The organism is Micromonospora sicca (genome assembly GCF_003172935.1).
Taxonomy (GTDB): Bacteria; Actinomycetota; Actinomycetes; order Mycobacteriales; family Micromonosporaceae; genus Micromonospora; species Micromonospora sicca.
Genome location: NZ_QGKS01000075.1, coordinates 15325 through 35243, shown reverse-complemented (window position 1 = coordinate 35243; position 19919 = coordinate 15325). Strand labels below are relative to the sequence as shown.

19 protein-coding genes are annotated in these 19919 nt (G+C 73.8%); 9 read left to right on the top strand and 10 right to left on the bottom strand.

The window, feature by feature from the left end; translation table 11 throughout:
- The first annotated feature begins 233 nt into the window (after positions 1-233).
- Positions 234-419, top strand: a complete 186-nt coding sequence (locus tag DKT69_RS02325; RefSeq protein WP_109799959.1) for a ribonuclease — start codon at positions 234-236, stop codon at positions 417-419.
- 122 nt (positions 420-541) lie between these two features.
- Here the strand turns inward: DKT69_RS02325 and DKT69_RS02320 are convergent, their stop codons facing one another.
- Together DKT69_RS02320 and DKT69_RS02315 are read right to left on the bottom strand one after the other, a co-directional pair.
- Positions 542-1051, bottom strand: a complete 510-nt coding sequence (locus tag DKT69_RS02320) for an FBP domain-containing protein (RefSeq protein ID WP_109799947.1) — start codon at positions 1049-1051, stop codon at positions 542-544.
- A 374-nt stretch (positions 1052-1425) separates the two neighbouring features.
- Complete coding sequence (locus DKT69_RS02315) at positions 1426-1674, bottom strand: hypothetical protein (protein ID WP_236647289.1); 249 nt, start codon at positions 1672-1674, stop codon at positions 1426-1428.
- 121 nt (positions 1675-1795) lie between these two features.
- Here DKT69_RS02315 and DKT69_RS02310 point away from each other — a divergent pair, with 121 nt between their 5' ends.
- Complete coding sequence (locus DKT69_RS02310; RefSeq protein WP_109799946.1) at positions 1796-2320, top strand: DinB family protein; 525 nt, start codon at positions 1796-1798, stop codon at positions 2318-2320.
- A 231-nt stretch (positions 2321-2551) separates the two neighbouring features.
- Here DKT69_RS02310 and DKT69_RS02305 read toward each other — a convergent pair whose 3' ends face one another.
- Positions 2552-3562 (bottom strand): DUF4352 domain-containing protein, encoded by a 1011-nt coding sequence (locus DKT69_RS02305; protein ID WP_109799945.1) that lies wholly within the window; start codon positions 3560-3562, stop codon positions 2552-2554.
- A gap of 76 nt (positions 3563-3638) precedes the next feature.
- The gene (locus tag DKT69_RS02300) at positions 3639-4295 is read right to left on the bottom strand and encodes a 4'-phosphopantetheinyl transferase family protein (RefSeq protein ID WP_109799958.1); all 657 of its coding nucleotides are present in this window, start codon (positions 4293-4295) and stop codon (positions 3639-3641) included.
- 236 nt (positions 4296-4531) lie between these two features.
- Between DKT69_RS02300 and DKT69_RS02295 the strand changes: the two genes are divergently transcribed.
- Positions 4532-4798 carry a hypothetical protein gene (locus DKT69_RS02295; RefSeq protein ID WP_109799944.1) on the top strand — a complete coding sequence of 89 codons (267 nt, stop codon included), beginning with the start codon at positions 4532-4534 and terminating at the stop codon, positions 4796-4798.
- Positions 4799-4851: 53 nt separating this feature from the next.
- Here DKT69_RS02295 and DKT69_RS02290 read toward each other — a convergent pair whose 3' ends face one another.
- The 3 genes from DKT69_RS02290 to DKT69_RS02280 form a co-directional block, all read right to left on the bottom strand.
- Positions 4852-5631 (bottom strand): peptidase, encoded by a 780-nt coding sequence (locus DKT69_RS02290; protein WP_109799943.1) that lies wholly within the window; start codon positions 5629-5631, stop codon positions 4852-4854.
- A 2-nt stretch (positions 5632-5633) separates the two neighbouring features.
- The gene (locus DKT69_RS02285; RefSeq protein WP_109799942.1) at positions 5634-6917 is read right to left on the bottom strand and encodes a VWA domain-containing protein; all 1284 of its coding nucleotides are present in this window, start codon (positions 6915-6917) and stop codon (positions 5634-5636) included.
- 336 nt (positions 6918-7253) lie between these two features.
- Positions 7254-8954: a dolichyl-phosphate-mannose--protein mannosyltransferase gene (locus DKT69_RS02280; RefSeq protein WP_438361794.1), complete on the bottom strand. Its 1701-nt coding sequence runs from the start codon at positions 8952-8954 to the stop codon at positions 7254-7256.
- A gap of 83 nt (positions 8955-9037) precedes the next feature.
- Here DKT69_RS02280 and rsmI point away from each other — a divergent pair, with 83 nt between their 5' ends.
- Complete coding sequence (gene rsmI / locus DKT69_RS02275; protein WP_109799941.1) at positions 9038-9886, top strand: 16S rRNA (cytidine(1402)-2'-O)-methyltransferase; 849 nt, start codon at positions 9038-9040, stop codon at positions 9884-9886.
- A gap of 10 nt (positions 9887-9896) precedes the next feature.
- Here rsmI and DKT69_RS02270 read toward each other — a convergent pair whose 3' ends face one another.
- Positions 9897-10787 (bottom strand): hypothetical protein, encoded by an 891-nt coding sequence (locus tag DKT69_RS02270; protein WP_236647288.1) that lies wholly within the window; start codon positions 10785-10787, stop codon positions 9897-9899.
- 150 nt (positions 10788-10937) lie between these two features.
- On the opposite strand from DKT69_RS02270, the gene metG reads away from it, so the two are divergent.
- The gene (metG, locus tag DKT69_RS02265) at positions 10938-12740 is read left to right on the top strand and encodes a methionine--tRNA ligase (RefSeq protein ID WP_109799955.1); all 1803 of its coding nucleotides are present in this window, start codon (positions 10938-10940) and stop codon (positions 12738-12740) included.
- 64 nt (positions 12741-12804) lie between these two features.
- On the opposite strand, the gene DKT69_RS02260 is transcribed toward metG, so the two are convergent.
- Both DKT69_RS02260 and DKT69_RS02255 read right to left on the bottom strand, forming a co-directional pair.
- Complete coding sequence (locus tag DKT69_RS02260) at positions 12805-13656, bottom strand: alpha/beta fold hydrolase (RefSeq protein WP_109799940.1); 852 nt, start codon at positions 13654-13656, stop codon at positions 12805-12807.
- Between the two features lie 58 nt (positions 13657-13714).
- Positions 13715-14965: a hypothetical protein gene (locus DKT69_RS02255; RefSeq protein ID WP_109799954.1), complete on the bottom strand. Its 1251-nt coding sequence runs from the start codon at positions 14963-14965 to the stop codon at positions 13715-13717.
- An 82-nt stretch (positions 14966-15047) separates the two neighbouring features.
- Here DKT69_RS02255 and DKT69_RS02250 point away from each other — a divergent pair, with 82 nt between their 5' ends.
- From DKT69_RS02250 to DKT69_RS02235, 4 genes are all read left to right on the top strand, one after another.
- A complete protein-coding gene (locus DKT69_RS02250; RefSeq protein WP_109799939.1) occupies positions 15048-15944 on the top strand; it encodes a TatD family hydrolase in 897 nt (298 codons plus the stop codon).
- A gap of 32 nt (positions 15945-15976) precedes the next feature.
- Positions 15977-16846, top strand: coding sequence for a 16S rRNA (adenine(1518)-N(6)/adenine(1519)-N(6))-dimethyltransferase RsmA (gene rsmA / locus DKT69_RS02245; protein WP_109799938.1), 870 nt, complete (start codon positions 15977-15979; stop codon positions 16844-16846).
- Between the two features lie 84 nt (positions 16847-16930).
- Positions 16931-17887, top strand: a complete 957-nt coding sequence (locus DKT69_RS02240) for a 4-(cytidine 5'-diphospho)-2-C-methyl-D-erythritol kinase (protein ID WP_109799937.1) — start codon at positions 16931-16933, stop codon at positions 17885-17887.
- Positions 17888-18104: 217 nt separating this feature from the next.
- The gene (locus DKT69_RS02235; protein ID WP_109799936.1) at positions 18105-19904 is read left to right on the top strand and encodes an ABC-F family ATP-binding cassette domain-containing protein; all 1800 of its coding nucleotides are present in this window, start codon (positions 18105-18107) and stop codon (positions 19902-19904) included.
- The last annotated feature ends 15 nt before the right edge of the window (positions 19905-19919 follow it).

Here is a 19919-nt window from a genome sequence, read left to right as displayed (position 1 = left end):
TGGGTGAAAACCCCTGGTCAGCTCCCGAACAGGAAGTCTTCGAGCAGCGACGATCGGCCGCGGTGCGGCTGGTCCAAGTAACGGCGAAGGTGAAGGGCGGCGCTGCGAGGGAGGGCCTTGCTGGTAGCCGTCACCGCCCGCTTCAAGATGTCGTTGCGGGTGTTGCTGCTTGAGCCTGATGTTGTCGCCGGTGCGGTCGTTTGCTGATACAAGTGCAGGGTAATGGGGTGGTCATGACAACCCCTGAGAATCGGCGGCAGGAGGAGCAAGCGCTCGAGACCGGCGAGGTGTATCAGGATGCCGAGGGACGCCGAACCACCGACCCGGGCGCCGCGGCTGCGCACGCACACAGCGAAGCCGACCGCAACGCCGAGCACCTGGAGCGTGGCGAGGTTGGTCCGGGCACCCCGGAGAAGTAGCTGCCACGTGAGTTGGGACGTCGCCGGTTTCGATCCCGGCCGGGCCGCCAACCCCACCGGGGGATGCCGGAACATCAAGACCCGTGCTGGGCCGACTGACAGCAACGCCGACAGCATGGCCCTCACACCAGGTTCGACGCGAGCACGTTGTCGATGAACAGGCCGACCTGCCGACGGAGTCGGTCGACGCGCTCGGCCTGGTCGATGGTCTCGTTCATCCGCCCGATCGCATCTGACTTTCGCAGCCCACGTACGTAGAGCGAGCATTGCAGGTCGGCGCACATGTAGGTGCCGACGCTGTTGCCGTTGCGGCCGGCCGCCCCAGCGAGCGGTGCCGAGAAGAGCGCGACGCCCGAGGAGGCGTGCAGGGTCATGCACAGCGAGCACATCGTGCTCTTCGTGAGCGACTTCGCCGACTTCGCCGCCGCCCTCAGCACGATGCCGACCAGACGATCGCCGGACTGGGTGACCAGGCAAGCGCGGTCGGGTGCCTTGGGATCGCGCCAGCCGAGGAAATCGAGGCGGTCGAAGTCAACCGTGGCGAGCGGCCCGGGCAGTGCGATCCGAGCCCGCTCGCCCCGAGTGCAGTTGACGAAGGACGCACGCAGTTCTGCCTCGGTGACCTGGTTCATGGGCCCGACGGTAATTGCGGGCACCCGCTCCGGCGAGGGATTAACGGCCAGGACGGGGACCAGGATGACCGCGACCAGGGTCGGAAACCGCCGCCGGGGGCCGCCGGGCGCCGAGGCCGTGGGCTGGGGCGAGTCGCCCGGCTCGTTGTCCCGTTCCTGGGTGACCCGCGGCCGGACGGTCTCGACCTGCGGCTGCTACTGGCGGTGCATGTCGATGGATCCCAGGCGGCTGGTGCCGCCGTGTCCGTCCCTCTGCGGCGAGCGTGGTCTCTAGTCATCGTCGATGACTGGCTCAGCCCAAGCCGCGTGCACGAACTCCGATATCCAGGAGAAGCCGTCCGACTCGCCCAAGGAAAGCTTGACAGCGGCAGCGATCAGATGCTGCCCGGCGGGCACGATGGCGACGTGTTGCCGGACTCGCCTCGCGTGGCGGATCTGGATCTCAGACCCTCGATGTCGACGACTCCGCACTCGTCGCCCGGTGCCTCCACCGAGGTCGACTCCACCGCTACCGACCAGCCTTCCTTGTTGGCCTTGTAGAGCCACACCTCGAAGGCACGCTGCTTGCCGTCCTGCTCTGACACCCGGGCGATGATCTCGATCGGATCCGTTCGGTTGTCCATCTTGTCCTCCGCCGCTCGGCCGAGAGTGCACCTTAGCGTTCGGGGTGGTGCGGGCAGCCTCGGTGAGGGGAGGTCAGCCACGGGTCGGCGACCCGCCAGCGCGGGATGGCAGACTCCGCTCATGCAGCAGCCACCTGCCATCACCCCGGAGACCGCCGACTGGACCTTCGTCATCACCGAGGGCTGCGCGGAGTGCGGCTTCTCCCCGCAGGACGTCGCATCGACCGGTGAGCGCCTGCGCGCCGCGATCCCGACCTGGCGGGCCGCCCTGGCCCGCAGCGACGCCGCAGTGCGCCCGGAGCCGACGGTCTGGTCCCCGGTGGAGTACGCCTGCCACGTCCGCGACACCTGCCGGATCTTCCGGGAGCGGCTGGAGCTGATGCTGCGGGAGGACGACCCGGTCTTCGCCAACTGGGACCAGGACGCGACCGCCGTCGAGGAGGACTACTTCCACCAGACCCCGGCCGTGGTTGCCGATCAGTTGGCCGCGGAGGCGGAGGCGACGGCGGCGGCGTTCGACGCCGTCCGGGCGGACCAGTGGGAGCGGCCGGGCCGGCGCAGCAACGGCTCGGTGTTCACGGTGCGCACCTTCGCGGTCTACTTCCTGCACGACATCGAGCACCACGTGCACGACGTCACCCGCTGAGGTCCTGGCTCCGCCTGTCGGCTCGTGCCGGCCGGTCAACGCCCTGGCGCACCCGGCCGGCACCCCGCCGTCAGTCGCAGGCGATCCCGTCGCCGTCGCGGTCCAGATCGTAGATGTCATCGCCGACCGGCCCTGTTCCACGCCCGGATCGGCGCCTTCGGCCGCACGGACTGACCGCCACGACGAGGGGGCCGCTCCCCGGTTGAGACCGACCCCCGCGTGCCGGGAGCGCTACGGCTTCCAGGAGCCCGCCGTCTTCAGCCGGTGCTGGTACTCCACGGCGCCGTTCTTGTCCTTCACGTCGAAGATCAGCTGACCGGTCCGCTTGCTGCCGGCCGGGAGGTCGTTGCCCGCGGGGAGCAGCTTCCCGCAGCCGGAGAGCGCGCCGCCCATCCCGCTGGCCTCCGTCCCGTCGGCGCCGACCCAGCGGAAGAAGAACGGGTTGAACGAGCCCGTGCCCTTGGTGACCTGCGCGGTGACGTCCGCGATCAGGTACATGCCCTCGTCCGGCCCGGGCATATACGTCTTGCAGGCCTTCGCGGAGGTGCGGAAGTTGTCCACGGTGAGCTGGATCGTGCCGTCCTCGTCCTCGATGACCAGCGTGTCGCCCGGCTCCATGTTGAACGTCTCGCCGGTGGTCTGGTCGGCGTCGGGCGTCGGGTCCGCGGCGCCGGACGACGGCTCGGCCGGCGCGTTGGTCACCGCCGGGGTGGGCAGGCTCTCGGCGGCCTTCTCCACCTTCTTCGCGCCGGCGTAGATCGCCAAGATGCCGCCGCCGCAGCAGAGCAGGAGGAGTACCGCGGCCACGATGCCGAGGGTCACCCAGACCTTCTTCTTCGACCGGGGCGCGGCGCCCGGCGGCGCGCCGAACGGCTGGCCCGGGGCCGGCGGGTACGGCCCGCTCGGCGGGTACCCGGCGCCCGAGACCGGCGGCGGATAGCCGGCGCCCGACACGGGAGGCGGATACCCGGCGCCCGACACCGGGGGCGGATATCCGCCCGGCACCGGCGGCGGGTACGTCGCGCCACCGGAAACCGGTGGGTACGGCGCGCCCGGGACCGGGGGCTGCGGGGCGGCCGGCGGCGGGTACGGCGTGCCCGAGACGGGCGGCTGGGGCGCGGTCGGCGGGTACGGGGCGCTCGGCACCGGCGGCATCGGCTCGGTGGGGAATGCCTGCGTCGGCGGTTCCGCCGGCTGCTGGTTCGGGTCCTGCGGTCCGAACGGAGGCTGAGGGTGGCTCACCGTACTCCTAGGGGCGCCTTCGAAGATCTTCAGTGCACCGACGGTACCGGTGACGGACAAGCCACCCGCCACGGCCTCAGGACAGCGGCAGCACCGCGGCGGTGCGGACCAGGTCGGCGTCGACGCTGAACCGCCCGGTGACCAGCGCCGGCGGGTCGGCGACCGGGGCGGCGTGGAGCCGGGCCGGCGCGATGCGGGCGGTGAACGTCCCGGCGTCCGGGTCGAGGGTCACCCGGGCGTCGTGGAAGTCCAGCCAGGTGCCGACGACCGGGTGCCAGAGCTTGTAGACGGTCTCCTTGGCGCTGAACACCACCGCCGGCCAGGACACCCCGGTGGGCAGCCCGGCGAGGCCCGCCTCCTCCTCGGGCAGGCAGATCATCCGGCGTACCCCGGCATTGAGCTCGCGGTGCCGCTCGGCGTCCAGGCCGACCGACCGGATCTCGCCGGACCGGGCCGCGGCCGCCGCGCAGTAGCCGTGGGTGTGGGTGATGGCGCCGACCACGCCGGCCGGCCAGACCGGGGACCGGTCGGGCGCCGCGGGCACCGGCGCCGCCGGCAGCCCGAGCGCGGCCAGCGCCCGCCGGGCGCAGACCCGGCCCGCGGTGAAGTCGCGCCGGCGGCTCGGCACCGCGCGGTCGGACAGGCAGGTCAGCTCGGCGGGGAGCAGGTCGCCGGCCCAGTCGTCGGGACCGGCCACGGCCACCGCGACCGCCGGCGGCAGCAGGTCACGCACCACCCACCTCCTTCAGGTACGACCGCAGCCGCGCCATCTCGGCGCCGGAGCCGGTCGGTCGGCACCGGCGGGTCACCTCCACCGGGGCCATGACCGGTGAACGTACCGCAGTGATGTAACGCCGGAGAGTTGCGTGGCGCTGTTCGGGCGTCACCGGGGGGGCCGAGATCCACATTCGACGGCGGCGCCGAGTCGGGTGCCGGCCGGGTTGTCCGGGCGAACCGAGGGGATATGGGATGACAGGTGGGGACGAATCCGGACCGCAGCCGGGCGAGCACACTCCGGTGACTCCCGACTGGACCTGTGGCACCTGCGGTGACGACTGGCCCTGCCACACCAAGCGGACCCGGCTGCTCGACGAGTACCGGGTCGACCGGGCCTCGCTGAGTGTCTATCTCGGATCGTGCCTCGCCGCCGCCAGCCAGGACCTGCGCGCCGCGCCGGTCTCGTCCCTTCAGGACCGGTTCATCGGGTGGGTGCCGCGGAATCCGCGGACCGCCTGACCTCCTCCACGTGGTGGCCGCCCCGGAGCGGCGGAACGGCCACCACGGGCGGTTCACCGGCGGCGGGGCCGCCGCGTCAGGGCGAAGCCGACCACCCCGGCCACCGCGGCGAGGATGCCGCCGGCCGTGGTCCAGACCCAGCGTGAACCGGGCTCGGGGAGCCAGCCGGTGAGGCTGCTCTCGTCCTCCGCCACGGGCTCGGCGGTCGGCTCGGTGGTCAGCACCGTCCCGGCGCGGTTGTTCGGCACCAGCGGCGCCGCCAGTTCCCCGTCGTCGTCGGACGCGCCGCCCTCGCCGTCCGCCGCGACCAGCAGGTCCACGTCGATCGGCAGGCCCAGATCCGGCTCCGGCAGGTCGACCACGGAGAGCCGGACGTAGTAGGTGCCCGGCAGCGGGTCGGCGGACCACGGTTCGGCCCACGGCCGGACCCGGCGCAGCGTGCAGCCGAGGGTCACGCTGGTCGCCGCCGCGGCCACGGTCGGGGTCTGGGCCCCGGCCGTGCAGGCCTGCCGGCGGCGCAGCCCGTCGAACACGTCGACCGTCCAGGTGGAGCTGCCGCTGCGGCCCTTCGGGAAGGTGACCGTGGCGCTGACCTCGTGGACCTGCCCGGCCTCGGCCGGGAAGGCCCAGTAGAGGTGGTCACCGGTCGAGGCGCCGACCCGGACCGGCTGGCCGGCGGTGATCGCGGTGGCGGTGAGGAAGGACGTGCCGGCCTTGGTGACTGTCGCCGCGCCGGGCGAGGGGGTGGGCGTGGGGGCGGCCGAGGCGGCGGCCGGTGCGAGGGTCAGTCCGGCGGCGACCAGCGCCGCGGCGGACCTGAGCAGGGTACGCATCCTCAGTTCTCCCTCCAGGTGGCGACCCACCAGCGGGTGAGCAGCCCGGCGACCAGCCCGGTGAGCAGCCCGGCCAGGGTGAGCAGGAGCAGCAGGGTCCAGCCGCGGCCCAGGTCCGGACCGTCCGGGGCGGGGGACGAGGCGACCACGTCGACGGTCAGCTCCATCGGCATGCCGGGCGTGGCCTCGGTGCCGGGGCGGGGTGCGAAGGCGTTGCTGACCACCAGGCAGACCGTTTGCGCGGGTTGCGTACCGGTCGGCTCGGGCGTGGGCGCCGGGGCCTCCTCCGCCGCCGACCAGCGCAGGCCGGCGGAGATGACGTCGGTGCGTCCGCTGCCGGCGTCCACGCCCCGGACGATTTCCCGGCCGTCCGGCGCGGTGGCCCGCAGCAGCACCCCGTAGTCCGGGTTGACCGGCCGGTCCAGCGCCACGCTGACCGACGCCCGCAGCTCCTGTCCGGCCCGCACCGGCACCCGGTACCAGCGGTGCTCGGAGAACGCCTCCCGGTCGGTGTAGACGCCGGGGGCGAGCAGCGGGGCGGTCTCGCACTCCGCCGCGCCGCCGACCACCGTCGGGGTGGCCGTGTAGGTGTCCCGGGCCCGGTCCACCAGTTGCTTGATCCGGCCGGTCAGCTCGTCCGCGCTCTGCGCCGCCGTGTACGTCCCGCCGGTCGCTCCGGCGATGCAGAGCAGTTGCCGGCGTACCTTGTCGTCGGGGGCCAGGCCGAGGGTGTCGACCACCAGCCGGGTGCCCTGCGCGGCCAGTTCCCGGGCCACCTCGCACGGGTCCGGCGGGGCGCAGGTGTCCTCCCCGTCGGTGATCAGCACGATCCGGCGGGCGGTGGCGCCGACGCCGAGGTCCTGGGCGGCGGAGCGGAGCGCGAGCCCCACCGGGGTGAAGCCGGTCGGCCGCAGCGTGGCCACCGCCGCCTTCGCCTGGGCCCGGTCGACCGGGCCGACCGGCACGATCTGCTGGGTGTCCTGGCAGCCCTGCTTCTTGTCCTTGCCCCGGTAGGTCGCGCCGAGCACCCGGATGCCGAGCTGGGTCTCGTCCGGCAGCGCGTCGACCACCTCGTTGAACGCCTGCTGGGCGACCGAGATCCGGCTGCGCCCGTCGATGTCCCGGGCCCGCATCGAGCCGCTGACGTCGAGCACCAGCTCGACCTTGGGCGGCTCGGCCGGGGGCTCGGTGGTCTCGTCGTCGGCCGTGGCGGGCGCCGGACCGATCAGCGCGGTCGCGGCCAGCAGTCCCAACAGGACGGCCGCCGATCGTCTCTTGTTGATCACCGGGCGAAGTGTAGTGAGATCCACTTTAGATGATCATCCGGGTCGGGCCGCCGCGGCGACCGTCGCCGCCCGACCTGATGGAGGTGCCCTCCGTACCCGACGAATTCGGAAGGTTCCTGTCGGATCACCCACGGTCAGCTGCCGGATGTGAACCATTCGGCCCCTGGTGCATCCGTCGGAAATCTGACCCAACTCCAGCCGTTGTGAACGTGCTGGAGTGTGGTTAAGCTCTTCATGCGCGCCCCAATCGCCCGCTTCCCCCGTGGCAGGCGATCGGGGCGCGCTTCTCTGTGCCCGGTCCGCTGCGGCGGCTGTGCGGGCCGCGCCGCTCGGGCCTCAGATCCAGCGACCGTCCAGCCACATCCGGGCCGACCAGTCCGCGTACGGCAGCAGCCGGCCGACGAAGATCGGATAGAAGTACGCGAAGCAGAGCGCGACGAGCAGCACGTACGCGCCGGCGATGATCCCGCCGACCAGCCGCCGGTCGGAGACCTCCTCCGCCGCGGGCTCGACGGTCGATCCGGCCGGCGAGATGATCGCGCCGAGCACGTAGACCACCGCCAGCACCAGGAACGGCAGCGCCGGCGCGGCGTAGAAGGAGAACATCGTCCGCCCGTCCAGGGCGAACCAGAACCAGGGCAGCAGGCCGGCGCCCACGCAGAGCAGGATCGCCCCGGCCCGCCAGTCCCGGCGGGCCGCCCCGAGCCAGACCGTCGCCACCAGCGCCGGCAGGAACGACCACCAGAGCAGCGGGGTGCCCAGCAGCAGGATCTCCGAGGCGCAGCTCGGCGCGCCGCAGGCCCCCTCACCCGACCAGTAGAAGGCGACCGGCCGGCCCAGCAGCAGCCACTGCCACGGCCAGGACTGGTACTTGTGCGGGTCGTCGAGCTGGGTGTGGAAGCCGTACGCGGCCCGGTGGTACTCCCACAGGTTGATCAGCGGGCCGATGACCGGGGCGTCGCTCAGGCCGGGGGTGTTCGGGTAACGGCTGGCCAGGCGGTAGTAGCCCTCGTCACCGAGCAGCCAGCCGGACCAGGTGACCAGGTAGGTGGCGACCATCAGCACGCCGGCTGCCAGCAGCCAGGGCAGCTCGTCGAGGAGCGCGTCCCGCCACGGGCGGCGTACCCCGGCGGAGCGACGGACCCCGACCTCCCAGAAGATCACCAGCAGCGCGAAGGCCGGCAGGAAGTAGATGCCGCTCCACTTGACCGAGCAGGCGCAGCCGAGCAGCACCCCGGCGAGCAGCCGCCACCACGGCCAGTTCCGCCAGCCCGCCGGTGGCCGGCCGGCCCGCCCCGGGCGGGACGGGTCCAGCCCCTCGTCCAGCGCGCGGGCCCAGCGGCGCCGCCGGGCGTCCCGGTCCAGCACCAGGGCGCCGAACGCGGCCAGCACGAAGAGCAGCAGGAAGATGTCGAGCAGGGCGGTGCGGGAGAGCACCAGGTGGAAGCCGTCCAGGCCGAGCAGCAGGCCGGCCGCGCAGCCCAGCGTGGTGGACCGGAACAGCCGCCGGCCGATCCGGACCAGCAGCAGCACCGACAGCGTTCCCGCGACGGCCGCCGCGAAGCGCCAGCCGAACTCGGGGGCGGTGGTCATCAGGTGCCCCGGGACGGAGATCTTCGTCTCGGCGTCCTGGTAGCCGAAGGCCCACTCGCCGAACCCGATCAGCCACTTCCCCAGCGGGGGGTGCACCACGTACGACGGGCCGTTGTCCTTGTAGTTCCACTCGACGCCCCGGTCGATCAGGCCGTACGCGTCGCGGGCGTAGTAGATCTCGTCGAAGATCTTGCCGTTGGGGCCGCTCAGGCCGACGAACCGGAGGATCGCCGCGATCAGCACGACCACCCCGGTGGCCAGCCAGGCGTGCCCGTCGAGCCGGGCGTCGACGGTGGCGAGCCGCCGCCGGACGATCGCCGGGACGCCGCGCCCACCCGTCGCCGCGGACTCGTCGGCCGGGCCGGCGGCGGGGTGGCCGGTCGTCGTCCGGCCCGGCTCGGACCGGCCCGCGATCACGCTCTGTGCTGTCGACGCACTCGTCACCCGGCGATCGTAGGCTGCGAAGGTGCCCGGTGGTGCCTGTCGTTTCCGAGATTGGTACCGCCGTCGATGAAGGAGTGCCATTCGTGGGTGAAGTGTCCGAGATTGGGCGGCTGATTCTGCTCGGCGCGCCGCTGGGCAACCCGGCCGACGCCTCGGCCCGGTTCCGCGAGGTGCTCGCCACCGCCGACGTGGTCGCCGCCGAGGACACCCGGCGGCTCACCCGGCTCGCCCGGGACCTGGCCGTCACGGTCCCCGGCCGGATCGTCTCCTACTTCGAGGGGAACGAGGAGCGGCGTACCCCGGAACTGGTCGAGGTGCTCACCGCCGGGTACGTGGTCGCCCTGGTCACCGACGGCGGCATGCCCAGCGTCTCCGACCCCGGGTACCGGCTGGTCCGGGGCGCGCTCGACGCCGGCGTCCCGGTCACCGCCGCCCCCGGGCCCAGCGCGGTGACCACCGCCCTGGCGCTGTCCGGGCTGCCCAGCGACCGGTTCTGCTTCGAGGGCTTCCTGCCCCGCTCACCGGGCGCCCGCCGGTCCCGGCTGCGGGCCCTGGCCGCCGAGGAACGCACCCTGGTGCTCTTCGAGGCCCCGCACCGGATCACCGCCGCCCTGGCCGACCTGGCCGCCGCCTTCGGCCCCGACCGGCCCGCCGCGCTCTGCCGGGAGCTGACCAAGACGTACGAGGAGGTGGTCCGCCGGCCGCTGGGCGAGCTGGCCGACTGGGCCGCCGAGGGCGAGCCCCGGGGCGAGATCACCCTGGTGGTGGCCGGCGCGCCGCCCGCCGCCGCGGTCCGGCCCGACGACGACACGCTCCGCGCGGCGGTCGCCGAGCGGGAGTCCGCCGGGCTGTCCCGGCGGGACGCCATCACCGAGGTCGCGACCGAGTACGGGTTGCGGCGCCGCGAGGTCTACGGCGTCGTGCACGGCTGACCGACACCGGTCACCAGGCGGCCGCGAGGAAGCCCAGGGTGATCAGCAGCGGCCCGGTCAGCGACACCCCGACCGCCCAGTGGCGTCGCCGCGGGTCCCGTAGCCGGGTCGCGCCGGTCCACCGGGCGATCCCGGCGCCGCAGGCCAGCACCAGCAGCAGGCCGAGCAGCCAGCGCAGGTGCCGGCCGGACCCGGTGTCCGCGTACGCGGTGCCGCCGTCGGCCCGGATCATCCGCGCCGGCAGCGCCGTGCCGGTGCCGGTGCGCTCGGCGGGCACCCCGCTGACCCGGACCCCGTGCGCGACGAACCGGCCCCCATCGGCGAGGAAGATCCCCCGGCAGCGCTGGGTCAGCCCGCCGCCGGTGCAGTCGGCGATCACCACGGTGCCCCCCGTGGAATGGCCGACCGCCAGCCAGAGCGGCCCGGCGCTGACCCAGGCGAAGAAGGTGGCCAGCAGGCTCAGCGCCAGCAGCGCGGCCAGCGCCGGCAGCGGGTCCGGTGGGTGGGTGCGGCGGGGGGTGGCGCGCCGGACGGCCAGCCGATCCCGCACCGACCGGCGCCGGCGCGGCTCCTCGCGCAGCGGCGTGCCGTCCCAGTGCACCTCCTCGATCGGTCGCCAGCCGGCGTCGCCGTCGCCCGGCGTACCGGTGACGGGCTGGCGCCAGTGCCCGCGGCCCGGCTGGCGGACCGGGACCCGGCGCGGGACGGCGTCCACCGGCGCCCCGGTGGTCGGCTCCACGGTGGCGGGCGCCTCGGTCGGCTCGGCCGGCTCGACCGGGACCGCCCGGGGCTGCGGGGCGACGGACCCGGCGCGGGCCGGGCGCCGCTCGTCGCCGGCCGCCGGCCCGGAGGACGGTCCGTCCTGCTCCGGGGCCGCTGGTCTGCTGGTCACGACGTTCATTTGACACTGGTACGGCGAGGCGACCGGGCAGCTCAGGCCGCGTGTCGGCGACAAATCGGACGGGGTGTCGGCGTCCCGGACCGGCCGCCGCCACCCCGGGGCCCCTATTGATTCGCCGCCACCCCGTGACGGTCACTAGGCTTGCTGGTCATGAGTCACGTTCTCGCCGCGGTCGCCTGGCCCTACGCCAACGGCCCGCGCCACATCGGCCACGTATCCGGATTCGGCGTTCCCTCCGACGTCTTCGCCCGGTACATGCGGATGGCCGGTCACGACGTGCTCATGGTCTCCGGCACCGACGAGCACGGCACGCCGATCCAGGTGCAGGCCGACGCCGAGGGCGTCACCCCGCGCGAGCTGGCCGACCGGTACAACCGGGTGATCGTCGAGGACCTGCACGGCCTCGGTCTGTCCTACGACCTGTTCACCCGCACCACCACCCGCAACCACTACGCGGTGGTGCAGGACCTGTTCGAGGGGATGTACCGCAACGGCTACATCGTCCCGAAGACCACCATGGGGGCGATCTCCCCGTCCACCGGCCGGACCCTGCCCGACCGGTACATCGAGGGCACCTGCCCGATCTGCGGGTACGACAGCGCCCGCGGCGACCAGTGCGACAACTGCGGCAACCAGCTCGACCCGATCGACCTGATCAACCCCAGGTCGAAGATCAACGGGGAGACCCCGAAGTTCGTCGAGACCGAGCACTTCTTCCTGGACCTGCCCGCCCTCGCCGACGCGCTGCGGCAGTGGCTGGACACCCGGGAGGGCTGGCGCCCCAACGTGCTGCGCTTCTCCCGGAACCTGCTCGACGACCTCCAGCCCCGGGCCATCACCCGCGACCTGGAGTGGGGCGTGCCGATCCCGCTGGACGGCTGGCGGGACCGCACCGACAAACGGATCTACGTCTGGTTCGACGCGGTGATCGGCTACCTGTCCGCCTCCATCGAGTGGGCCCGCCGCTCCGGCGACCCGGAGGCCTGGCGGAAGTGGTGGTCGACCGACGGGGAGGGCAAGGACGCCCTGGCCTACTACTTCATGGGCAAGGACAACATCGTCTTCCACTCGGTGATCTGGCCGGCGCTGCTCAGCGGCTACTCCGGCGAGGGCAGCCGGGACGGCGAGCCGGGCCAGCTCGGCCGGCTCAACCTCCCCACCGAGGTGGTCTCCAGCGAGTTCCTCACCATGGAGGGGCGGAAGTTCTCCTCGTCCCGCAAGGTCGTCATCTACGTCCGGGACTTCCTCGAGCGGTACGACGCCGACGCGCTGCGCTACTTCATCGCCGTCGCCGGCCCGGAGAGCAACGACACCGACTTCACCTGGGCCGAGTTCCTCCGCCGCAACAACGACGAGCTGGTCGCCGGCTGGGGCAACCTGGTCAACCGGTCCGTCTCGATGGCGGCGAAGAACTTCGGCGCCATCCCGCCGATCGACCCGGCCGGGCTCACCGAGGCCGACGAGGCGCTGCTCGCCACCGCCCGGGCCGGCTTCGCCGTCGTCGGCGACCTGATCGCCAAGCACCGGCAGAAGCAGGCCATCGGCGAGGCGATGAAGGTGGTCGCCGAGGCGAACCGGTATCTCTCCGAGCAGGCCCCGTGGAAGCTCAAGGGCGAGGCGGACAAGCCGCGGATGGGCACCATCCTGCACGTCGCCCTCCAGGTGGTCAGCGACGCCAACACGCTGCTCACCCCGTTCCTGCCGCACTCCGCGCAGCAGATCCACGAACTGCTCGGCGGCACCGGCGTGCACGCCCCGATGCCGGTGATCGAGCAGGTCGACGACCTCGACGGGGGGCCGTCGTATCCGGTGCTGACCGGCGACTACACCATCGGCGCGCGCTGGGAGTCGGTACCGCTGGAGGCGGGCCGGCACCTCGCCCCGCCGAAGCCCGTCTTCCGCAAGCTCGACCCGTCCATCGTCGACGAGGAGCTGGCCCGGCTCGCCGGCTGAGCCCGAACCGACCACGGCCGCGGCCCCCGAGAAACCCGGGGGCCGCGGCCATGCCGGTGGCGGGTCAGGCGCGAGCCATCTGCGGCGCGCCGATGAACTCCATGATCGCCTGGTTGACCTCCGTCGGGTGCGTCCACGGCGTGCCGTGCGGCGCCCCCTTCAGGGTGACCAGCCGGACGTCGGACAGCATGTTCTGCAACCGCTGACCGGTCTTCGGGTACGGCAGCACGTTGTCCTTGTCGCCCTGGATGATCAGCACCGGGACGTTGATCTTCGACAGGTCGCCCCGGAAGTCGGTCAGCCAGGCGTCCACCGAGTCGTGGGTGCCCTTCGCCGACGCGTGCGCCCCGATCTGCCAGTGCGCCCGGTACGCCTCCTCGCTCACCCACTTGCCCTTGTTCTCGCTGTAGTTGAAGAACGTGTCGCAGAACTGGGTCAGGAAGGCGAACCGGTCGGCGATGATCGCCTTCTGGAAACCGTCGAACAGGCTCTTCTCGACACCCTCGGGATTGTCCCCGGTCTTCAGCAGGAACGGCGCCAACGGGGCCATCAGCACCGCCCGGTCCACCCGGTTCGAGCCGTACGCCCCCAGGTAGCGGGTCACCTCACCGGTACCCATGGAGTGGCCGACCAGGATCGCGTTGCGCAGGTCCAGCTCGGTCATCAGCACGTCGAGGTCGGCGGTGAAGGTGTCGTAGTCGTAGCCCATCGCCGGCTGGGCCGAGGCGCCGAACCCCCGCCGGTCGTACGTGATCACCCGGTAGCCCGCAGCCAGCAGGGGACCGCTCATCTTCTCCCAGGTCGCCCCGCTGAACGGGAAGCCGTGGATCAGCACCACCGGCTGCCCGGAGCCATGGTCCTCGTAGTACAGGTCGATGGGGGCGGAATTCTCCGTCCCCACGGTGATGAAGGGCATGGTCGTCTCCTGATGCGCGGCGTCTCGGACGTGCCGCGCATTCCCGGGCCGCCCTCCGTTATGCCACCGGGTACGGCAGGTCCACCACCCGGTCGTCGGCCACCTCCGCGCCCGGCCCCCAGGTCTCGTAGACGCCCCGTTCGTGGCACTGTGCCCCGGTCGTCGCCACCGGGTCCGCATCCGGCCGGCACAGCCGCAACCGCAGCCAGCCCGCCTCCTCCCGGAGCACCAGGCAGGGCACCCCCCGCCAGCTCGCGTGCCGCAGCCGGCGGGCCGCCGCCTCCACCGGGTAGCGGGCCGCCCGGGTCATCGCCAGCACCCGGAACCCGCCGGGCTGGTCGGACACCGCCTCGTACTCGCCCCCGGCATGGGCGCCGACGAGCTGGGTGGAGCGCGGGGCGTCGCCGGTCGGTACGTACTCCTGGTCGGGGGAGAGGCCGGGCACCGCGGCGAGCAGGTGCCGCCACTGCGGGCCGACCATGCGCAGCCAGCCGCGCTGCTCCGCCTGATAGGTGTAGAGCACCACCTCCACCCCCTCCGCAGGGTAGGCGAGCAGGGTGGCGTTGGCCGGCATCGGCAGGTCCGCGAAGTCCCGGGTGATGAACTCCGGGATGAGCTGGGCGTTGCTCGGCACGAACCCGGTGCCCAGCACCGGCGGCCCGAGCCGGTCCCGGGGCGGCAGCGCGGTCAGCCCCCGGTGCGCCGCGCCGACCGGCACGTCGTAGTCCTCCGGGCCGGCGGCCCGCCAGCGCAGCGCGTACGCCACGTCGGTGCCGTCCCGGCCGCCCTCGCCGTCACCCCGCAGCACGGCCATCCCGGCCGGCGTCCGCAGGTGCGCGACGTCGTGCTCCCGGTAGCAGAAGCCGTGCGGCAGCCAGCCCCGCACGTACCCGCCGAGCTGGCGGGCGGAGAGCACCTTGACCATCCGGGTGCCGGGCCGGATCACCGCCGAGGCGCGGACCGCCGCGAGCACCGGGTCGCCGGCCGCGGCCGGCTGCTGGCTGAGCTGGTGCACCTGCGCCCAGCCCCGCTCCCGGTGCACCGGCATCAGCAGCGGCGAGTCCGCCTCCTCGGTCGGCTCGGTCCCCCCGTGCACCGCCGTCACCTCGGTGACGTGGACAAACTTCCGCCAGGGGTGGGTGGCGCCGGGCCGGGGCGCCCACTCGAAACCGGGCGCCTCGTCCGCGCTGAACAGCTCGTACGCCGCGCCCCGGGCGATCTCCTCCGCCGGATGGACGCGGCCGTCGTACGTCACGTGCAGCCCGGCCCGCTCCGACGCGGTACCGCTGGCCTGGGGGGTGACGGTCACCACCGGGACGCTAAGCGTGACAGGTGTTGTTCGCGTGAACAGTCGGTGGCGGTCCGGAAACGCGGCGGCCGGTCGGTGTGTGATGCTGGCCGCGATGAGCGAGCAGACCGAATCCCGTAAGCAGCGCGCGGCCCGCCGGGCCGGGGAGTTCCCGCCCGCCCCGGAGGCGCTGCCCCGGCCCGTGCTGGACAGCCACACCCACCTGGACATCACCGTCAGCGAGGCCGGCGTGCCCGGGGGACCCGCCGACGACCCGGTCGCCGCCGCGATCGAGGTGGCCGCCGCCGTCGGCGTGGACCGGCTGGTCCAGGTCGGTGTGGACGTGGACTCGTCCGCCTGGGGCGCCGACGTCGCCGAGAAGTACCCGGCCGTGCTGGCCACCGTGGCGCTGCACCCGAACGAGGCGCCCCGCCTGGCCGACCTGAACGAGGCGCTGCGCCAGATCGAGGCCCTCGCGGCCCGGGACCGGGTCCGCGGCGTCGGCGAGACCGGGATGGACTTCTACCGCACCGGCGACGAGGGGCGGTCGGCGCAGGAGGAGAGCTTCCGCGCGCACATCGCCATCGCCAAGCGGTACGGCAAGGCGCTGGTCATCCACGACCGGGACGCGCACGCCGAGGTGCTGCGCATCCTCGACGACGAGGGCAGTCCCGACACCGTGGTGCTGCACTGCTTCTCCGGCGACGCCGAGTTCGCCGCCGAGTGCGTCCGCCGGGGCTACCTGCTCAGCTTCGCCGGCACGGTCACCTTCGGCAGCGCCGGGGCGCTGCGGGAGGCCGCCGCGCTCACCCCGCTCGACCAGATCCTGGTGGAGACCGACGCGCCGTACCTGACCCCGATGCCGCACCGGGGACGACCCAACGCGTCGTACCTGATCCCGCTGACGGTCCGGTCGCTCGCCGCGACCACCGGCGCGGACCTCGACGAGCTCTGCGCGGCGATCTCGGCGACCGGCGACCGCGTCTTCGGCCCGTGGTGAGCGGGCCGGAACCCGCCGCTACGCTGCGGAGCATGACCGGTCTCCTCGGCCCGGCGGAGATCCGGGAACTCGCCGCCCGCCTCGGCGTCGCCCCCACCAAGAAGCTCGGCCAGAACTTCGTGCACGACCCGAACACGGTCCGCCGGATCGTCACCACCGCTGGGCTCGCCCCGGACGACGTGGCGCTGGAGGTCGGCCCCGGCCTCGGCTCGCTCACCCTGGCCCTGCTCCCGGTCGCCGCGCACGTGCACGCCGTGGAGATCGACCCGACGCTGGCCGGCGCGCTGCCGGCGACCGCCGAGCGGTTCGCCGGCCCGGACGCCGCCCGGCTCACCGTGCACCAGGCCGACGCGCTGCGCGTCCGTGCGGCCGACCTGGCCGAACCGGCGCCCACCGCGCTGGTGGCCAACCTGCCGTACAACGTCGCGGTGCCGGTGGTGCTGCACCTCCTCGCCGAGCTGCCCACCCTTCGGCACGGCCTGGTGATGGTGCAGAAGGAGGTCGCCGACCGGCTCGTCGCCGGTCCCGGCTCCAAGGTGTACGGCATCCCGTCGGTCAAGCTCGCCTGGTACGCCCGGTCTCGGGCCGCCGGCAAGGTCCCGCCGAACGTGTTCTGGCCGGTGCCGAACGTCGACTCCGGCCTGGTCGCCTTCACCCGCCGCGAGCCGCCCCGCCCCGACATACCCCGGGCGCGGGTCTTCGCCGTGGTGGACGCGGCGTTCGCGCAGCGCCGCAAGACCCTGCGGGCGGCCCTCGCGGGCTGGGCCGGCGGGGCCGACCGGGCCGCCGCCGCGCTCATCGCCGCCGGTGTCGACCCCGGCGCCCGCGGGGAGTCGCTGACCGTCGAGCAGTTCGCCGCCATCGCCGCGTCGGCCCCGACCGCCGTACCCGCCGCGCAGTAGGCTGGCGCCGTTGTCCGACCCCGCCGAGGAGCTGACCGTGGAGAAGCCGTTCGAGACTCGCCTGCGCGGACGGGACCTCGTCCCGTGACCGAGGCCTGGCGACCGGACGACGAGGACGAGCAGCGGCGGCGCGGGGCCAGCGGGCCGGTCAAGGTCCGGGTGCCGGCCAAGGTCAACCTGCACCTCGGGGTCGGTCCGCTGCGCCGCGACGGCTACCACGAGCTGAACACCGTCTACCACGCGATCTCGATCTACGACGAGCTGACCGCGCGGCGGGGCGACACCCTCGCCCTGACCATGGAGGGTGAGGGGGCCGGCGAGCTGGCCCTGGACGACACCAACCTGGTGATCCGGGCCGCCCATGCCCTCGCCGGGTACGCCGGCGTCGTGCCGCACGCCCGGCTGCACCTGCGCAAGCAGATCCCGCTGGCCGGCGGGCTGGCCGGCGGTAGCGCCGACGCGGCCGCCGCCCTGGTCGCCTGCGACGCCCTCTGGGGCACCGGGCTGTCCCGCGACGAGCTGGCCGGCATCGCCGCCGACCTCGGCTCCGACGTGCCCTTCCTGATCCACGGCGGCACCGCGCTCGGCACCGGCCGGGGCGAGGCGGTCAGCCCGGTGCTGGCCCGCCCCACCTCCTGGCACTGGGTGGTGGCGGTCGCCGACGGCGGCCTCTCCACCCCCGCCGCCTACCGGGAGCTGGACCGGCTCCGCGACGCCGGCACCGCGGGCGAGCCGCTGGGCAGCACCGACGGGCTGCTCGGCGCGCTGCGCCAGCGCGACCCGCGGGTGCTCGCCGCCGCCCTCGGCAACGACCTGCAGGACGCCGCGCTGAGCATGCGCCCGGCGCTGGCCGACACCCTGAAGGCGGGGGAGGCGGCCGGGGCGCTCGCCGGCATCGTCTCCGGCTCCGGTCCGACCTGCGTCTTCCTCGCCGCCGACGAGGCCCACGCCGGCCGGATCGCCGCCGAGCTGGAGGCCGCCGAGGTGTGCCGGGAGGCCCGGGTCGCGCACGGCCCGGTGGCCGGAGCACGCATCGTCTGAGCCGAGCCCCCCGGCCCCGCGATCAAGGGGCCGGGCGCGCCGCCAGCACCGCACGCTGCCGCGGGGACGGAACAAGCGGGCGCCCGGGCCGGTTGACCCCCCGGAGGGCCCGGCGCCCGGCCGGACGGCCAGGTGCCCGCGTACCCTGAAACGTCGCAGGCGTCCCAGGTGCCACCCCGGCACCGGGACGCCTTGATCATGGGAGGTAGGTGAGGTCGTGGCCAACATCGTCAACCTGGACCGGGTGTCCAAGGGGTACGGCGCCGCCGGGCCGCTGCTCACCGACGTCTCGCTCGGCCTCGACGACGCCGACCGGATCGGCGTGGTCGGCCTCAACGGCGCCGGCAAGTCCACCCTGCTGCGGCTGCTCACCAAGCAGGAGGAATCCGACGACGGCCGGGTCACCCACCGCCGCGACCTGCGCGTGCTCTGGCTGCCGCAGAGCCTCACCCTGGCCCCCGACGCCACCGTCCGGGACGTGGTGCTCGGCACCGCCTGGCTCGACCAGAGCATGGGCGCCGAGCACGAGTGGGCCGGCGACGCCGGCGTCCGGGCCATCCTCGACGGCCTCGGCATGCCCCACCTCGGCCTCGACCAGCCGGTCGGCCCGATGTCCGGCGGCGAGCGCCGCCGGGTCGCCCTCGCCGCGCTGCTGGTCCGCGAGTCCGACCTGCTGATCCTCGACGAGCCCACCAACCACCTCGACGTCGGCGGCGTCGACTGGCTGGCCAGGCACCTGGTCGGCCGCAAGGGCGCGCTCGTCGTGGTCACGCACGACCGGTGGTTCCTGGACGCGGTCTGCACCACCACCTGGGAGGTCGCCGACCAGGCCGTCCGGGCGTACGAGGGTGGCTTCGCCGCCTGGACCCTCGCCCGGGCCGAGCGCGAACGGGTCGCCGCCGCCACCGAGGCCCGCCGGCAGAACCTGCTCCGCAAGGAGATCGCCTGGCTGCGCCGCGGCCCGCCCGCCCGCACCTCCAAGCCGCGGTTCCGCATCGACGCGGCCAACGCGCTGATCGCCGACGTGCCGGAGGCGCGCGACACGATGTCGCTGCAACGGCTCGCCACCGCCCGGCTCGGCAAGCAGGTGTACGACCTGGAAGACGTCACCCTGCACGCCGGCCCCAAGGAGATTCTGCACGACACCACCTGGCAGGTCGGCCCCGGCGACCGGATCGCCGTCCTCGGTCGCAACGGCGCCGGCAAGACGACCCTGCTGCGGCTGCTGGCCGGGGTGACCCGCCCCGACGGCGGCCGGTTCGCCACCGGCTCGACCGTCAAGCCGGCCTTCCTCTCCCAGGAACTGGCCGAGCTCCCCGGACACCTGCGGGTCCTCGAAGCCGTCGAGGAGGTCGCCCGCCGGGTCCAGCTCGGCGACCGGGAGATCTCCGCCGCCCAGCTCGCCGAGATCTTCGGCTTCGACGACCGGCGGCTCTGGACCCCGGTCAGCGACCTCTCCGGCGGCGAACGCCGGCGGCTGCAGATGCTGCGGCTGCTCGCCGGCGAGCCGAACGTGCTCCTCTTCGACGAGCCCACCAACGACCTGGACACCGACACCCTCGCCGCGCTGGAGGACCTGCTCGACTCCTGGCCCGGCACGATCATCGTGGCCAGCCACGACCGGTACCTGATCGAGCGGGTCACCGACTCCGTCTACGGCATGTTCGGCGACGGACGGCTGGTGCACCTGCCCGGCGGGGTCGACGAGTACCTGGCCCGGTCCGCCGCCCGCGGCGGCCCGGCGCCCGCCGACCTCACCCCGGCCGCGGCCGGCCCGGCCCGAGACGGCATGTCCGCCGCCGAGGTCCGGGTGGCGAAGAAGGAGCTGAGCCGGCTGGAACGGCAGGTCGGCAAGCTCGAGCAGAAGGAGGCCGCTCTGCTCGACCAGCTCGCCGCCAACGCCACCGACTACGCCAAGGTCGCCGAGCTGGACGCCCAGCTCAAGGAGCTGCGGGCCGAGCGGGAGCGCACCGAGGAGGCCTGGCTCGCCCTCGCCGAGGAGCTGCCGGCCGGCTGACCCCGGTACCGGTGG

Coding starts and splice junctions, on each gene's coding strand:
- DKT69_RS02325 (WP_109799959.1), top strand. CDS start 234: ATGACAACCCCTGAGAATCGGCGGCAGGAGGAGCAAGCGCTCGAGACC.
- DKT69_RS02320 (WP_109799947.1), bottom strand. CDS start 1,051: ATGAACCAGGTCACCGAGGCAGAACTGCGTGCGTCCTTCGTCAACTGC.
- DKT69_RS02315 (WP_236647289.1), bottom strand. CDS start 1,674: ATGGACAACCGAACGGATCCGATCGAGATCATCGCCCGGGTGTCAGAG.
- DKT69_RS02310 (WP_109799946.1), top strand. CDS start 1,796: ATGCAGCAGCCACCTGCCATCACCCCGGAGACCGCCGACTGGACCTTC.
- DKT69_RS02295 (WP_109799944.1), top strand. CDS start 4,532: ATGACAGGTGGGGACGAATCCGGACCGCAGCCGGGCGAGCACACTCCG.
- DKT69_RS02290 (WP_109799943.1), bottom strand. CDS start 5,631: ATGCGTACCCTGCTCAGGTCCGCCGCGGCGCTGGTCGCCGCCGGACTG.
- DKT69_RS02270 (WP_236647288.1), bottom strand. CDS start 10,787: ATGAACGTCGTGACCAGCAGACCAGCGGCCCCGGAGCAGGACGGACCG.
- metG (WP_109799955.1), top strand. CDS start 10,938: ATGAGTCACGTTCTCGCCGCGGTCGCCTGGCCCTACGCCAACGGCCCG.
- DKT69_RS02260 (WP_109799940.1), bottom strand. CDS start 13,656: ATGCCCTTCATCACCGTGGGGACGGAGAATTCCGCCCCCATCGACCTG.
- DKT69_RS02250 (WP_109799939.1), top strand. CDS start 15,048: ATGCTGGCCGCGATGAGCGAGCAGACCGAATCCCGTAAGCAGCGCGCG.
- rsmA (WP_109799938.1), top strand. CDS start 15,977: ATGACCGGTCTCCTCGGCCCGGCGGAGATCCGGGAACTCGCCGCCCGC.